The following is a 15,344-nucleotide window of genomic DNA, read 5'->3' as shown; positions in this document are numbered from 1 at the left end:
GTGGGGTGTTTAACTTTTATAGGGTGGTAAAAGTGATTTGTTGGCCGATATTCAGCCCGTTCGTAAACCAGGCCGTAGCAAACCAACTACCGCTTCCGTTGCCGCTTGGCGTTTCAAAGTTGATGCGTTTGTCGAATAAGATCACCTCCAGCCCCAGATACCGGAAAAATAGCTGACGCTTTTCCGTTTCAAAGGTGGTCAGCGGAAGCAGAAAGGCAAAAGGCTTGCCGAGCATATAGGCCCGTTCCAGGAACGCCTGCTTGTGAGAAAATGGCGGGTTGGTAATGATGCAGTCATACTGCTCCGGTTCGTACTCCAGAAAATCCCTGCCAGAATGAATATCTGATGCAACCACCTTGTAGCCCTGTTGCTGGAATGCCCGGACAAGGTTACCCTCACCGGATGCACATTCCCATATTGTCCAGTTCTCAGGCAGGTATCTGAACAGGGGCTGCAGGGCAATAGCCGGTGTCTGAAAATCATCCCGAGAACCTTTGCGTAAAGGCGGCTTCACTATCTTTTTATCTTGTGCTTTCTGAACAGCTTACCGGCTTCCTTTACCGCTTCCGGCTTTGTAGTAAAAACAGCATGGATACCGGCAGGAGTTAATCCACCTCTTGCCTGATTGATCAGGCTTTTGATGGTCGTTGGCCTGTCGTCAAATACATCCACTTTTTCTGATAAGCGGGTTGGTGTGTACACAATGTACAGCTTGTTAAGATTCAGTCTCATGGTTCTTGATTTTATCGGTTAGTAAATTCTTTGCGATACCGGTATAGTCTCCGGACCCGTCAATGCCAATGACCTGCCGGTTCAGTTCCAGTGCCCTTATCAGCGTAGTACCTGTTCCGCAAAAAGGATCCAGTACAATACCCGGTTCAAATCCTGTATTGCATCCGCAGCCGGTATTCGCTTCATTATTCCTTACAGGCAAGGGTGGTTTCCCGCATTGTGAGCAGACTTTTTCAGGGCAGCCCGCCAGTATTGGCTTGCTGATCAGATCGGTGTTGAAGGTGGCAAAGTGCTTGCTGAAACTCGGACGGGTGGACACTGCCCAGAAGTCGGAGACATCTCCGGGGTTCTTTCCTTTGGAATGTACACAACGCAACTCGCCCCGTTTCAGTTTTCCGTTCAGGTCGTCATAACCTACATTGCCCTGCTTGAAGCTCACCCCGTATTGCCCGGCATCGAGTTTGTCAGACTTCCGTGCCCGTGCAGCACGTTTTACGCTCTGCGGCTTATGCGGATCACGGATGCTGTCCATATCGAAGTAATACCGTTTGTGCTTCACCAGAAAAAAAATGTACTCATGCCTTTTTGAAAAGCGGTCTTTCACGCTTTCCGGCATCCCGTTGGGTTTTGCCCATATCACATCGTTTCTGACTACCCAGCCCCTTTCAATACAACCGATGGCAAAGCGGTGGGGAAGCAATAGCTGGCATTTGTCGGGAATGTTTCTGGGTGGTGTCCGCCAGCGTGGAAAGTGATTGTTCTTTTCGATGGATTTACCCTGAAAGGATCCGCCTGATTTGTTGCCCAGAGAATGAGAGTTGTAGGTGTCACCCAGATTAATCCATGCCGTACCGGTGGGTTTCAGCACCCGGTGCAGCTCGTCCATGATCTGCCAGAGGTGGTTCAGGTACATCTCAAAGGTTGGTTCCAGACCAAGTTGTCCTTTCCACGCTCCGCATTTGCTGCAATGGCCTTGTTGTTTTTCAGCACCGGTGAATATGGCCTTGTTGCTGCTGTTGCCTGTCTTTGAACTGTCGCCCCTGTACCGGAGATTATCACAATGCACACTTACGGAATCAAAATCATGTTGGCAGTCCTTATCGCCATCCCATACATAATCGGGGATACCTTCATAATGCCGAAGCTGCCAGTAGGGAGGGGAAGTAACCACACAGTCAATGGAAGCATCCGGGAATGTTTGCAGCACATCGAGGGCGTTACCGTTAATAACGGTATTAACCGACTGCCGGAACCGGTCTGATGAAAGGGATGATATGTTGCTTCCGGCTTTCATGGTTATTTCACATCCTGCTGCATGGGGCTTAGCCAACTGCTGTCGTACAGACGCAGGTACTTTTCAATCAGATTGATCATTACCTGTTTCCGTTCCGGGTTCAGCAAAGTGCCGTTCAGGTCTTTTTCCTTCATCATTCGTCTGACCTGACTTTCTTCCTCTGTATCTATGTATTTCTTGCAGGCTCTGATAAATGCCTCCTTGCTGCATCCCCTTATTTTCTGCTGGCGCATGTTGACGTACACGAAAAAACTTTTCCGCTTTTTCCATTCCTCTTTGTCAATTAGCCCCTGGTCAAATGCCTGGCAGGCTTTCATGTACTGCTCCTCCACAATGAGGTTGGCAATGCGTACCAGATGGTATTTGGGTATCCGCTCCCGCAATGCAGGCCGGGTAATATCATCAACCTGCTGGTGCATCCTCAGCCAGCTGCAATTCTCAAACTCCGTTCGTGTGATCTTGGAAACAGACTGGTGGGCAATGACAATATCCAATCCTATGTGCCGTACCGTACAGAGCGCACCTATCATGGATTGCCCTTTGGCTCCCACCATGTACTGATCCAGGTCGTCCAGCACCAGCAAACCGTTGCGGTAATGTTGCAGTATTTTTTCCACCACTTCCCGTTTCTGGGTAAGATCCATCGGTATTCCGTCCTTGTTGATCGGGCGAATACGCCTGGCACGGATGGCAGTCAGGGCTTTGATGTGGTTGGGGCTTACCGTTCGGAAAGAAGGATAATCGTCATCGTTGACATCGAAGATGAGCACCTTGCGGCCTTTCTTGCCGGTGTCCGGGTTGTCCTTCATGTAGTGCTTTATCTCCTGCACCATCCGGTAGGTCTTGCCAACTCCGGTTTCACCGCATACCAGCATGAGCATAGGCTGACGTTCCAGATCCTCCTTGCTGTACCGGATCGGTTTCCTGCCTCTCGCTGTTTTCTTTTTTGCGGCCACCTTCGACATGCTCTTATTCTTTTTCGTTACCGGCCTTTTCATCCGCCACTTCCATTACCTGACCAGAAAAGCCGTCTTTATCATCATTGCTTTCTTCTACCTCACTGGCTTCTTCCTCTTGCTCCGGTTCCAGATTTTCTTCCGGTTCAGTATCAGCGTCATCATCCTTCTCCGGGATGTTTCTGGATCGTTGAATCGTGTTCAGGAAACGGTGATAGAGCATGTCGTTTTCCTTCCGTATCTCAACCACTACCTGTGCTTTTTTGATGATGATGGAAACAATGGCCATCAGGAGCTGCTGCTCCGGGGTCATCACTTTGGACTTCTGCTGGAGTATGCGGATAAGGATAGGGCGAAGCAGTGTCTTATCTTCCTCGTCCAGCTTGATCCGTCTTATGTTGCGTTCGTTCTGGTCATCAATTACCTCTATCAGTTCCTCAAAGTCGTAGAAGTCCTCATGCTTTTTAACCTTCACAAAGAAGCCTGCTCCGACATGGATGATATTGTTTACCGATCCGAAAATGACTTCCACCACACCTTTGGCGTTCTCTTTGGGCAACTCAAAATCAGCAGGCTGTTGTGCTGCACCGATATCTTGTTGTTCATGGCTTTCACCGGAAGTATTTATTTCCTGTTCCGGTGCATCATTGACCGGTTCCTGATCATCGGGTAATGGATCACCTGCAGGCTGTTGTTCGGACGGTTGCTGAACCTTCTTTTCTTCTTCCGCTTTGTTTACAGTAGCTTCTTCCTTGTTCTCAACCACAGGCTGAGACAAGGGACTGGAAGCCTCGTCCGGTATTTCTTCAAAGTCCACATCGCCCGGTTGCTCTGTGAGCACTTTTTCAATTAATTCCTTGTCGTTTTCCTCTGACATAATTGCTTAGTTTAATTTTCCGATAAACTCAATGACTTTCCGTTCCACCGCATCGTGCCTGATGATGAACTCCCGGTAATATTCCGGCAGGGAAAGCCTGTCCTGTACCTTGACCGTGAAGTACAGTACCCGCCTTTCGTTCTGGCCGAACAACTCAGCAATTTTCGGGTAAGTGCTGTCGGTGTACTTCTTGATGAGGGAATAGCAGACCATTCTGGCCTCCCTGTATTCCAGTTTCCGTGAGGTAAAGAACTCCTCTGCTTTCAGGTCAAATACCTTGATGGCGCAGGATATGACATACTCTGTAAGAAGCCTGAAACGGCTGTTTTCCGGCAATGTGATCGCAGCATTATCAATGAAGCTGTCCAGCAGGCGGATGGTCTTCTGCAGGCCCAGCTTGCCGACCACCTTATCCAGGCACCTCTGGAGGTCATTGTAATCTGCTTTTCCGTTATTCATTGCCATTGATTGTCTCATTACAAAGTACAGTAGTAGTGTAATAGTATTACAGTATTTATGTAACTTAATACCAAAAAAATACCGGCTCTTTACCCGACTTTACTGATCCTGTATTTCAGGTCGTAAATGCCCATGCAGAGCTGGTAATTTCCTACCCGGAGCTGACGGTTTTCCAACTTCCCCTTAAACCCTTTCTGTTTCAGTTCAGCAGAGCTGATAAGCTGTATGCCGGATTTTAAAAGATTTTCCAGCAATTCCTCATCAGACGGTTGCTTTGCAGCCTTTTCTTCTTCCTCTTTTTTCTTCTGTTCCGCTTCTTCCTGTGCTTTCAGGATGGCTTTGTCTTCCTCCGTATAATCTTCCTCGTTGTTTTCCAGCTTCCCGTCAAAATAATCCTCCAGGTCTTCCTCGATTTCCAGATCAAGGGTTTCCAGCTTGTTCAGCAGTTCCTCCTTATCTTCTTCTACCGTTTCATCCAGCTTTTTCAGCAGCACTCCGAAAATGTTAATGCGTTTTTGCAGCATTTCCGGTAAGGTTGAAATATCAATGTTGTTTTCCTGTAAGAATCGCTGGTGTCTGTAAGTTTTCATAATCCTTTGATTTTATTGGTTAATAAATGTGGCACTTATGCTGCCTCTTTTTTTACTTCCTGTTTTTTCTCTGCCTTCTCTTTCAGCTCATCAATCTTTTCTTTGATCTCTTTCTTAATGCCCTGCACTTTTGTAATGCCCCAGATGGTTTTCAGTTCGCTGACAAAATGATTGATGGCTTTCTCTGTTTTCTGAATGGTGGACAAATCCTTTTGCTTTGCCTTTGGGATCAGGTTAATGATGCTTTTAAGGTTGCCACGCAACCGGGTAGTCACCGTCTTTTTTTTCGGGGCAGCGGTTTTGCCTGCTTCACGCTGCTGCCGGTTGTATTCCCGTAGCGTTTTCCGGCAGGCATCTGCCTGGCTGGCGGAAATATTGATTTCTTCCATCACCTCTCTGGATCGTTTCTTTTTAGCCTCCTTCTTTTTCTTTTCCTCCTCGTCATTTTTCATTTGCTCCTGGAGCTTATCAATGTCAGCCTGAACGACCTTGACGGCTTCTTTGCCCATCTGTTCGGCCTGTTTTTTCAGGTCATCATTTTCCAGAAAGCGGTTACTCACCGCCAGTGCCTCATCAAAAAGTTTCAGAGCTTCTTTTCCGTTAGCGGAAAGCTGATCATTTGTTATGCCTTCCTTTTCGAGTAAATCATGTGGATTGTTCATATCACTTGTGTTTAAATTGGTTAATCATTAAGCGGCTTTTTTCATTAGCTGTTTCATTCTTTCGGACAGGTCTGCCATCTGCTCCATTGCTTTCAGCAATTCCCTCATCCGTGTCAGGGTGTCGGCAGAGCTTTCCAGCGCCTCACCGTAAACGGCACGTTCTTCATCCCTTTTTGTCCGTACATCCGGTGGTTCGTAGGTCATATAGGCACTGAGCAGTTTTGGATTGAGCTTTGCAAATTCAGCAGCACGTTCCGCTACCGTTACCGACTTGTAACCTTTTTCCTCCCTTTCCCTGACAATATCTTTTGCCTTGGCTTCAACAGCTTTGGGTCCGGTCTTGTCTTCCATAACTTTCTGCAAGTCTTCAATTTCCCTGTCAATCCTGCCCAGTACGCTGTCCTTACTGAAATTCATATCCAGTCCTCTGGGGGCAAGCACCTGTTCCAGTCCCCGTTTCAGAATGGCATTGGCTTTTCGTACCGTATCGAAAATGTTCTCATCCCGGTAGGAAGTTTCTGTGTTCCCATCTTCGAGATAGTCCTTGTAAATCTTGAATATGGTCTCAATGGTTCTGGCTTTTGCGCCTTCCTGTTGGGGTTTGTAGCGGTTGACCGCTTCTTTCACATGCCCGATGTTCTGATTGAAATTATCCCTGGCCTCGCTTATTTCTTCCAGCACGCTTTTCTGATTGCTGAGGCTGTTGATGTTGTCCTGCAATTTTTCCCGTTCATCCATGAGCAATAGTTCTGCAAGTGCCTGCGGATCGGTAACCAGCCCCATTTTCAATTCGGATGGGTCGAACTCCTCCAGGTTGAGGGCATTGGTTTTGCCTGCCCTGTACCATATCTCATTGATCCGGCTGGTCTTTTCTTCCAGCTTTTGAAAGATGAAGGTGTCAATGCTGTTTTCCATGAGGGGATTGACAATGCGGATATTGGCGAACTTGTTGCCGAACCGCCATATACGTCCTTCCAGTTGTTTCACATCAGTCGGATTCCAGTCCAGCCAGCAGTTATACAGCACGGTGGATTTGTTTTGCAGGTTAATCCCTTCCTTGATGGTGGCGCTGCCGATGATGATTTTCACCTTACCTGCCAGAAAGCGTTCCTTGATGCCTTCTTTTTTGGTACTGCTCATGCCACTGCGGATAATGCCTATTTCATTGTCCCCAAAGCCGATCTTTTTCACCAGATAGTCTTTCATCATGGGGAAGAAATTCACACCGGCATTCATATAGATCACCTGACCGGATACTTCCTCATTCCGCTTTTCGTGATATTCCTTTACCGAGCGGATACACTCCATCACGTATTTCAGTTTGGGCGAAGTTTCAATGTATTGTTCGTAGGTTGGTTCTTTATCGGGGTTGCAGGCGTATAAAAACGGACTGAGGGCAAGTTGCCTTGCAAATGACAGTCCCCGCAGCACTCTGGCTCCTTCTTCCTCATCGGAAGACATGCGACTTTCGTCCAGTTCCTCACCGGCACCGCTCTCATCACCTTCGGTATCTTCCATGCCTCTGGCATTGACACAGAAATTGGTAAGGGAAGTTTTGCCGGTGACATACAGTTCAACGTCCTTCATAAAACCCCGTTGTGTGGGTGTCATGGCCAGATTGGTACTGACCTGCTCCTCAGGCGGAAGCGGGACATACTGATCTCCCACCTTTTCGCTGGTCATGGGCAGCACAATCTTGTTCGGACGCTGAATACTGGCATCCTCTCCGGTTTTATAGATAATGAATTTGAAAATGAGCTGTTGCAGGGCAATAAGGTTGTTAAAGCCCATCACGATTTCTTTCCTTTCTGGTTTCAGCTTGGCATTGATCACGAGCTCCATGCTGGTCTTGATAAAAGTGTCGAAGAACTCCCGTATGTTTTTGATTCCCCAGCGTTCCAACTGCTGATAGCCGATCAGTGCCAGTATGGAATAAATTTCAAGCGGACTATTGGTAAAGGGGGTTGCGGTAAGAAGCACCACATTCCTCATTTTATTATTTCGCAGGATGTACTGGCTGACCATGAACCCCCTTAATGCGGTCATGGACGGCTGGCCGGAGCGAATTTCATAAGCGGCACGCTCCCTGCTTTTGCCGTCTTCCTTTACTTCTCCTTTGACCTGAGTAAAGGATTTCTTCATGGCATGGGCTTCATCTATCACGAGAAAATCAAATCCGATGTCCTCGATATTGATCATACCACCTTTCAATCCCTTGCCCATCATTTCCTCGATGCGTTCAAAGAGCTTTACCTGTTCCCGTCTTTCTTCCACACCCTGATTGAGTATGTCATACATTTCCCGTCCGATCTCATTCCAGGTATGTTCTCCGAAGCCCAGCCGGTTAAAGCCTTCGTAGGTCATTACGCTAATGCTATGCTCATCCACCGGCTGAATATTGCCGTCATTACCGGTGAGCTGTTCGATAAATTCCTTTCCGAGATTATACAGGTCGTTGACCTTGTACTGTGGCAGCACACCGGAACTCACAATTTTCCCTTTCTCAATGACTCCCTGTGTCTCTGCCAGCCAGTTTTTGTAGGTCTGGTTGGGAACTACAATAAGCGGACGTTTGCACTGACCGCTTTCCAGTGCATTGGCAATGGAAAGTATGGCCGTCATGGTTTTGCCTACACCCACGTCATAAGCGATGCAGCCGGAGCCATGGACGCTCAGAAAACCGATACCTTCCCGTTGAGCCGGACGAATGAACAGAGGCTTGTTCTTGAAGGTGTCGGAAGCGGTAAAGGCGACCGGTATCTTAAAATAGTTGATCTCCACATAGCCGTTGTATTTTCCGTTCCAGAGCTGCTCGATGCGCTGCTGATCCTCTCTTTTGATGGCTTCGGCCATAAAGCGGATAAACAGTTCGTCTCCTTCCATTTTGGCGTTCTGCCTTATCCGCAGCTTTTCTTCCTTGTCATAATGGCGTGGGGGCTGTTTGTTTTCCAGATAATAGTACACGATGTTGTAATCGTTGGACTTAATGAACTCATCTTTTGGAAGGGAGCGTAGCCATTCCTTAAAGGCTTCTGTCAGGGGCATGTCTCCGTCTTCCCATTTTCCGCTCTGGTAATTGTATCTCCTGAATGAATTGCCATCCACCAGCTCACCGATCATTACCTCTCTGGCAAATGAGGAGGTCGGTTTGATGAACAGCCGGTTATTCACCTGCGGGTCGGTCAGTGTAAGCCTGGGTGGCTTGATGTTTTCCAGCCCGTTCCACTGCCGGTCGTACTGCTCCTGTCCGAACAGCTTTATGATCTCCTCTTTCTCTCTGAGTAGCTGGGACTGCCTGTCATATACCCTTTCGGCATAGTAAAGCACTCCGGGCATATAGTCGCCTTTGTAGTAACAGACAATTCCCTCTTTCAGCCATTGTTTCAGGTATTTCTCAATTTCTGCAAGCGGAATAACGTATTTGCTCCATCCGTTCTTTTTGTTCAGGATCACGCTTTCATCGTTAAAACCGCCCGTTTTTCTTTTGTACCAGATCCATGCTTTGATTTCATCTTCCGTGATGCCCTCGTTGTACTGCTCTATGATGTCCTCAAAGCAGATATATCCCTCCTCACAGACTTCCTCTTTTTTACCAAGTTTTTTATCCAGTTCCCGTTTGGACTGTATTGCCTTTTGCTTTTCCAGCACCTTGTCAATATTGGCCTGTGCATCTTTATTTGTATAGAGCTGTTCTGCGGGTAGTTTGACAGTAGTTTCCAGTGCTTCTGTGTGAGGTTTGGGAATGTCATCCTCACGGATGTCCATACCCTGAATCACATGGTCAATGCCGCCCCTGACCTTTTTGATTTTCTTTCCGAAGCGGTCAGTGGTGTCATATTCCTCTCCGAGAATTTTAGCTGGATTCTGCTTAAACCATTCATCACCGATCAGCAGGCCGGTGGTGTCTGTTCTTTCCTCAATGGCTTTTTCTTCTTCTGTTGTCTCGTCCCGTGTGGTTTTGTCGTAAGGTTCATCATCAGGGCCCCGGCTACCGACATACAGCAGTTCCTTTACTTTTTTCCTGATGGTTCCCGGTGTGGCAAATTCCTTTTCGGAAAAATAATGGTTGGACCCACCGGTATAATCCTTCATGTGCTTAATGCTCCGGTAGAGCACGTTCTGTTCTCCGTGAAAGCCATCTTTGTTGAATGAAATATAAATGCCTGTTTCCGGTTCGTACATGCCCATTACCCGAAGATCACCACTGCCTGCATCACCGGATTTGTTGTAATGAACATCATACTCTTTCAATTCCAGGTATTCTGCCAGCTCCTTAAAAGCACGTTTACCCAGTCTTCCAAATGTGGTCTTTGCCTCACCACCATCGGTTGAGGCATTGATGGTGGTATGCTTTGATAAAAAGGCCGCCAGTTTTTTAAGGTTATCTGTTTTTTTCTCTGCCATTTTCTGTGATTTAATCAAGGTGGCTGAACTCCTGCTCAATCAATGCAATGGCCGATCCTACCAGCATGGCTTCCTTAGCTACCAGGCGGATCACCATATCCTCAATTCTTTTATAGCCTTCCGGTGTCTGCTTTAACTGGCATACATGAGGCCACATCCGGGAACTGCATGTATCCAGTTCAATTTTGATGAGCTGTTTCAGCTCGTTTATCTTATTACTGTCGTTTGCCATTTCCTGCATGGTTTTTTCGTGAACAATGGTATGCTTCCTGTTTTCCAGTACATTCATTACGCTGCGGGTTTAATGATTTTCTTCTTCCTGAATACCACGATGTCCGTTCCAATGTCTGTGGTACTGAAAATTCCGGTGGGTAGGCGGTATGCGTCAATCAAGTCGGCTTTGGCGGCTATCTTCTCCTTAATCTTATTGTATTTGGAGTTGTTGGAAAGAAAGGCGCTGGGTATGATAAATACCAGCAGTCCTTCCGATTTGAGCAGATCCAGTCCCCGTGTAATGAAATACTGGTCGTATTCGGTAGCTCCCGTCCATTTCTTTTCACCCATGCCTGCATATTTGCCGGAAAACTCTCCGTAAGGAGGGTTGCCGATCACCAGGCTGAAATGCACATCGCCAAAATCATCTTTCAGGTGCACATTGCCTTTGAAAAAGAAAGTCTCAAAGGGCTTCTCAAAAATTATAGCCTGCGGATAGAGTATCTGTGCAATTCTCCGGGAAGTAGAATTGATTTCCATGCCCCAGATTTCAGCATTTGCAGGCGCATACTTTAAAAAGTTCCCGGTGCCGCAGGCCGGTTCCAGTATATCTCCTCCATTGTATCCGTATTTATTGGCCAGTGCCCACATGCGTTTCACAATCTCATCCGGTGTATAATATTCATACAATACACCTTTGCCTTTCGCACCTTGTTTGATCAGCCCACCTGAACCGGTGTACCGTGAGATGAAGGCTTTGTCCTCTGCGGTATAGTTGCCGTCTTCCTTATCTTTTTGCTCAATAAACTCCTCAACGGATTTGTTCAGGTCATGCTGACTTTGTTTGCCTTTGGATGCAGTTTTCTTTTCTTTGGGATGATCCACCAATACATCGGAAGAGTCAATCAGCAGATTTATCATGTGGGCAAACACGGCAGAATCATGAGGTTGTTGGTAAACCGCATTATTCAGAAAAATATCGTCCACAAAAGAGCGGATAGAAGCCGCTTTCTTTTTATCGCTGTCTTTTCCCAGTGATTGCAGACCGGACTCATAATCGGCCAATGGCCGTCTTGCCTTGAATTTGAGTGCCAGTTGCTCTGCAATGGCGTATTGTGTTTCCAGTGGTAAAGCCGCCAACTTGTCAAGAAGTGCAGTACGAAGCCTTGCCTGATTGTAGGCAATTTCTTCCACCGTTACCTTGTTGACCGGATATTCTTCATCTTCTTTTGACCAATAGGCCGGTTGCAGTCCGGTTAGTATGGGATGGGACGGAGTGGTTTCAGGTTGAGCTTCTGGTATCTCAGGCTCTTTCTGGTCTGTATCCGTTTGTTCATCCACTGCCTTTTCGGTAATCTTTTCCTGTTCCGGAACCGGTGGTTCGATTTCCTTTACCGGTTCTGCTTCTTCTTTCGGTAATTCTTTTGCTTGCTGCACAATCTCCGGTTCATCTGGATTGGAATTTACCGGCTGAATAATTTCTCCTTTTTCAAAGAGCACCCGTGCTTTGGTAATATAGTTGCGTGGATACACATTGACGCTGTTCAGCTTGTCTCCATATTTGTTTTTGGCAAACACACTGGCAATACCTTCCGCAGTGGGACGGGAAGGTTCAAACAGAACATAGCTGTCCCAGATCAGCTCGCCCTTATCATTTTTGGCACTGATGTTCACATAGCTGAAATTTTTGCTTTCCAGATTTTCTTTGGTGGGCAGATAGGATGGCTGGTAATGAATTTCAGGGCTGTCTGTTTTGTTTTCAAGAGCATCTTTCAGCTTTTCTGAAAACTGCTTTCGTTCCGGTGTTTCCTTTGCATACCACATGCGTTGTCTGCGGCTGTACTTAAAGCCCATCGCCTTGACCCGGTTGATTACATCCTGATCGGGTTTCCCGGGGAAGTACAACTCGATTCCTTTGCGTTCCTGATTATAGGTTATGTCCAGTGGCATGTGCTATACATTTGATTTTGTAAAATCTCCTGTATATAGTGTGGCTTGCGACTTTGCCTATATACAGTCAGCGTTGCAGCTCAATCTGTATATACAGGATGTTTTGCAGGTCGAAGTGTATATAGGAAGTTTTCCGGCTCTGTCTGTATATAGTTTTCGTTTTGCACGAAAGACTATATAGGGTTCTGGCGGAAAAATCCTGCTCTAACGCTTCGCCAACGGGAGTAAAAGTAGAGGGGTTTGCAGGCAGATAAAAGGTGCTTAATTCGCAGGAACTACCAAAAAGGCAAGCGGATTTTCAGGACTATCTTTTGAAGCCCTTACTGCTCAATTCATTGGAATTTATCGGGGGGATAAATTCAGGGAAGGATTTACTACCAAAGATTTTTAGCAGCAATGATTTTCACCATTTTGTACAGGCGGACAGGGAACCGTACCGTAAGAACAATACACACAACAATCGCCTTCCTTTGGCTTAATCACCTTTCCACAATTTTCGCACTCGTAGAAATACTGGCAGGCATCCGTTGGCATGGTTTCTTCTATCTTATGTCCGCAATAAGGACAAGTAATAATTGATTTCAGTTGAATTGAAGTTTCCATTTTACCGATTAATTTTTTTACCCACTACTTTGTATCCGGTTTCCTTTTCCACTGCTTTTGTGAGCTGGTCAATAGAAACTTTGGTCTTATCAAATTTTACGCTGGCCATCCCTGTTTCGTAAGAGGAAGTTGCTTCTATTACACCTTCTTGGCTGGTGAGGGCATGGATCACGCTGTGCTCACATCCGGTACAGGTCATACCTTCGATGGTTAATATACCTTCCATAACATCTGTTTCTTTAATAATAATGGTCTTTGTTTCGTTTTTGGAAAAAAAAATGCCGGAGTAATAAGGAAAAGTCAGCATCAGAAACGAAAACACGGTAACAATGAACAGGAACTTCTTAGATTGCCAGAAAGAAGGTTTATCGTCTGCTTCACAGTCACAATCTACTTCCTTCCTGGGCTTTAATTTCTGATACCAGGCGAAACCTAAAACAAGTATGGTTACACCAATCAGATATGGGCGTGCCGGTTCCAGCCAGGAAAAGGTGGCAGCCATACCGCTTGCTCCTGCAATAAGAGCAAGTACAGGGGTGATACAGCATAAGGAAGCGGCAATCGCTGTCAATATACCTACACCTATTAGCCCTTTATCATTCCTTGTGTTCATGTTTCAATCAGGCTTTTACTTGAACTATGATTAAGTATTCCTGCAACAATCTTCTGGTATTTACTGGTCAGCGAGTAGTAAATTACTGTTCCTTCCCGCTTGCTGCTGATGATTCTGCCATCTTTTAATTTTCGTAACTGCTGTGAAATGGCCGGAACGGTCATATTCAAAATATCACTTAAATCGCATACGCAGAGCTTTTTTTCAACTTGAAGCAGGTACAGGATTTTGAGACGAGTGTTGTTCCCAATCAGTCCAACTACTGAAGCCAGCATAGTCAGCTCTGATTCTATTTCAATAATCTTCTTTTTACACCGGTTGATCTGCTTGTGGTCGGCTAAGGCTCTTATACAGGTTCGTTCCATAACAAAAAGTCTTTCAGTAAAGATAGGCAAATTTAACTATTTAAGCAATAACTTAAATAGTTTACTTTCTGCGAGACCAATTATAGAAGGAAAAGGAGGTGAGACATATAAGAAACAGTAACACCGTTACCTCAAATCCCATCAGCCAATAGCAAGTCAATCCTACACCGCCTGCAACCAGCAACGCAAAAAGGAATAGAAAAAACTTTTGTCCGTCAATCATATAGTTTGTTTTACCCGTTAAATAAATTCTGTAAGGGGGCAAGGCTGTTCATCGTCCAGGCATACTTTCCCCATGCTTGCTTCCATGCTTCATATCCCACCTGCTCACAGTAACTTTTGTCTTCAATCAGCTTTTCCAGCCGGGATATCCAGTCCTCATCCGATTTTGCCAGGAAGCCGTTTTCTCCATCCTTTATCACTTCCCGGTAGGGAGAAACATCAGATGCAATCACCGGTACATGAAAGGTGGCCAGCTCCAGGTATTTGTGAAAGGATTTACCGTGTGTGTTGAAAGGAATATCTTTCAAGGGTAACAGGGCTATGTCAAACATCAGGTTGTTGAGCGTGTCAAAGTATTCCGTTACCGGAACCGGTTTCTCCCATGTTACCGGAATATCTTTCAATGCAGCGTCATTGTCTTTCCAGCCGAAAACAATCAGCTCAACCTTGTCTTTAAATTTTTCCATGATCTGCCGGATGACCTTTTCTATGATAGCCAGATCGTGAAGATGACCGGCATTCATCACCAGCCCAATGCGGACTTTTTCAGAGCTGCTCCTGAAAATATCTTTGATGCCTTCATAGATATAGTTGGAAAGCAGGTTGGGGAAATAGTCCAGGAACACATGAGACTGCCTGTGTTTTCCGTCAATCAGCCGGTCGTAATAATCCAGCAATGATTCAGACGGTGCCGTGAGGTAGTCCATTTTTGATATATTGGCCAGCAGGGTGTCCTTGTCTTTTGCTGTTACCTGCCTGAAACCGGGATGGCCTTCTGGTATTTCGTGAAGGTTGCAGTCAATATCCATCACAAACTCCAGTGCCTTGTTCTTTTTCAGGAAAGTGTCCAGTATGTAGGAGGCATCATTCATCATGGCTGGCAATACGATATAATCCGCCCATTCAATCAATCTGGGATCAACTGGATGGTCGTAATCATCAAAACGTTTGGTAAAATCCCACCGGTGGATATTGGAAATGATGCCCGCATGGGATCGTGTCTTGTTCATCTCCAGAGCAGGGAGTATCATCCTGTACAGACCGGAAGCGTTCAGGCACGGGCCGATATACAGCACATGGATTTTATCATCACGGGTACTGTATCCGGGATACTTTTTCTCAAAGTCTTTCTCGTAATTCAGCCGGTGGTAAAGTTCTTTTATCGTTTTCATTATTTACTGGTTTGCCGGATTTTCCCTGACACCATCAGAATACCGCATGATTTCCCTGTCCGTAGCCGTATCGTATATAATTGCTTTTCTCACCTTATTACCCCATCCTGCCAGCATTTTTTCCAGCCTGGATAGGCCAAGTTCCCGGTTCCGATTTTTGGTAAACTTGTGGGTCCAGTCTATGGAATAGAAAGTCCGTGTGTTTCCATCACTGAAATACACCACGCATTTG

At 46.1% G+C, this 15,344-nt stretch carries 14 protein-coding genes; all 14 read right to left on the bottom strand.

The genetic code is table 11. From position 1 onward, the window contains the following. Nucleotides 1–16 precede the first annotated feature (16 nt). Nucleotides 17–517, bottom strand: coding sequence for a class I SAM-dependent methyltransferase (locus tag H6585_10035; protein ID MCB9448670.1), 501 nt, complete (start codon nt 515–517; stop codon nt 17–19). After that, the gene (locus tag H6585_10030; protein ID MCB9448669.1) at nt 514–732 is read right to left on the bottom strand and encodes a hypothetical protein; all 219 of its coding nucleotides are present in this window, start codon (nt 730–732) and stop codon (nt 514–516) included. The genes H6585_10035 and H6585_10030 overlap by 4 nt, the downstream gene beginning before the upstream one ends. Beyond that, nucleotides 716–2,026 (bottom strand): site-specific DNA-methyltransferase, encoded by a 1,311-nt coding sequence (locus tag H6585_10025; protein ID MCB9448668.1) that lies wholly within the window; start codon nt 2,024–2,026, stop codon nt 716–718. The genes H6585_10030 and H6585_10025 overlap by 17 nt, the downstream gene beginning before the upstream one ends. A 2-nt stretch (nt 2,027–2,028) precedes the next feature. Next, on the bottom strand, nt 2,029–2,991 hold the full coding sequence (locus H6585_10020) for a hypothetical protein (GenBank protein MCB9448667.1): 963 nt from the start codon (nt 2,989–2,991) through the stop codon (nt 2,029–2,031). Between the two features lie 4 nt (nt 2,992–2,995). Next, nucleotides 2,996–3,859: a hypothetical protein gene (locus H6585_10015; protein MCB9448666.1), complete on the bottom strand. Its 864-nt coding sequence runs from the start codon at nt 3,857–3,859 to the stop codon at nt 2,996–2,998. Between the two features lie 6 nt (nt 3,860–3,865). Beyond that, nucleotides 3,866–4,318, bottom strand: coding sequence for a hypothetical protein (locus tag H6585_10010; GenBank protein ID MCB9448665.1), 453 nt, complete (start codon nt 4,316–4,318; stop codon nt 3,866–3,868). An 89-nt stretch (nt 4,319–4,407) separates the two neighbouring features. Continuing rightward, a complete protein-coding gene (locus H6585_10005; GenBank protein MCB9448664.1) occupies nt 4,408–4,908 on the bottom strand; it encodes a hypothetical protein in 501 nt (166 codons plus the stop codon). Between the two features lie 35 nt (nt 4,909–4,943). Next, the gene (locus H6585_10000) at nt 4,944–5,570 is read right to left on the bottom strand and encodes a hypothetical protein (GenBank protein MCB9448663.1); all 627 of its coding nucleotides are present in this window, start codon (nt 5,568–5,570) and stop codon (nt 4,944–4,946) included. Nucleotides 5,571–5,597: 27 nt separating this feature from the next. Continuing rightward, nucleotides 5,598–9,974, bottom strand: a complete 4,377-nt coding sequence (locus tag H6585_09995) for a DEAD/DEAH box helicase family protein (protein ID MCB9448662.1) — start codon at nt 9,972–9,974, stop codon at nt 5,598–5,600. Nucleotides 9,975–9,984: 10 nt separating this feature from the next. Next, on the bottom strand, nt 9,985–10,263 hold the full coding sequence (locus H6585_09990; protein MCB9448661.1) for a hypothetical protein: 279 nt from the start codon (nt 10,261–10,263) through the stop codon (nt 9,985–9,987). Next, nucleotides 10,263–12,137 (bottom strand): N-6 DNA methylase, encoded by a 1,875-nt coding sequence (locus H6585_09985; protein MCB9448660.1) that lies wholly within the window; start codon nt 12,135–12,137, stop codon nt 10,263–10,265. Before H6585_09985 ends, H6585_09990 begins: the two co-directional genes overlap by 1 nt. A 604-nt stretch (nt 12,138–12,741) precedes the next feature. Then, nucleotides 12,742–13,353 (bottom strand): mercuric transport protein MerTP, encoded by a 612-nt coding sequence (merTP, locus tag H6585_09980; protein ID MCB9448659.1) that lies wholly within the window; start codon nt 13,351–13,353, stop codon nt 12,742–12,744. Continuing rightward, nucleotides 13,350–13,718, bottom strand: coding sequence for a winged helix-turn-helix transcriptional regulator (locus H6585_09975; protein MCB9448658.1), 369 nt, complete (start codon nt 13,716–13,718; stop codon nt 13,350–13,352). The genes merTP and H6585_09975 overlap by 4 nt, the downstream gene beginning before the upstream one ends. Nucleotides 13,719–13,951: 233 nt before the next feature. Then, nucleotides 13,952–15,112 (bottom strand): glycosyltransferase, encoded by a 1,161-nt coding sequence (locus tag H6585_09970; protein ID MCB9448657.1) that lies wholly within the window; start codon nt 15,110–15,112, stop codon nt 13,952–13,954. Nucleotides 15,113–15,344: the final 232 nt, after the last annotated feature.

This window comes from Flavobacteriales bacterium (genome assembly GCA_020635855.1).
Lineage (GTDB): Bacteria > Bacteroidota > Bacteroidia > JACJYZ01 > JACJYZ01 > JACJYZ01.
The sequence above is the reverse complement of the archived record's forward strand: the minus strand, read 5'-3'. Positions and strand labels throughout refer to the sequence as shown.

Bases quoted from the DNA above. Each gene is read 5' to 3' on its own strand.
- H6585_10030 (MCB9448669.1), bottom strand. From the start codon at position 732: ATGAGACTGAATCTTAACAAGCTGTACATTGTGTACACACCAACCCGC.
- H6585_10025 (MCB9448668.1), bottom strand. From the start codon at position 2,026: ATGAAAGCCGGAAGCAACATATCATCCCTTTCATCAGACCGGTTCCGG.
- H6585_10020 (MCB9448667.1), bottom strand. From the start codon at position 2,991: ATGTCGAAGGTGGCCGCAAAAAAGAAAACAGCGAGAGGCAGGAAACCG.
- H6585_10015 (MCB9448666.1), bottom strand. From the start codon at position 3,859: ATGTCAGAGGAAAACGACAAGGAATTAATTGAAAAAGTGCTCACAGAG.
- H6585_10010 (MCB9448665.1), bottom strand. From the start codon at position 4,318: ATGAATAACGGAAAAGCAGATTACAATGACCTCCAGAGGTGCCTGGAT.
- H6585_10005 (MCB9448664.1), bottom strand. From the start codon at position 4,908: ATGAAAACTTACAGACACCAGCGATTCTTACAGGAAAACAACATTGAT.
- H6585_10000 (MCB9448663.1), bottom strand. From the start codon at position 5,570: ATGAACAATCCACATGATTTACTCGAAAAGGAAGGCATAACAAATGAT.
- H6585_09995 (MCB9448662.1), bottom strand. From the start codon at position 9,974: ATGGCAGAGAAAAAAACAGATAACCTTAAAAAACTGGCGGCCTTTTTA.
- H6585_09990 (MCB9448661.1), bottom strand. From the start codon at position 10,263: ATGAATGTACTGGAAAACAGGAAGCATACCATTGTTCACGAAAAAACC.
- H6585_09985 (MCB9448660.1), bottom strand. From the start codon at position 12,137: ATGCCACTGGACATAACCTATAATCAGGAACGCAAAGGAATCGAGTTG.
- merTP (MCB9448659.1), bottom strand. From the start codon at position 13,353: ATGAACACAAGGAATGATAAAGGGCTAATAGGTGTAGGTATATTGACA.
- H6585_09975 (MCB9448658.1), bottom strand. From the start codon at position 13,718: ATGGAACGAACCTGTATAAGAGCCTTAGCCGACCACAAGCAGATCAAC.
- H6585_09970 (MCB9448657.1), bottom strand. From the start codon at position 15,112: ATGAAAACGATAAAAGAACTTTACCACCGGCTGAATTACGAGAAAGAC.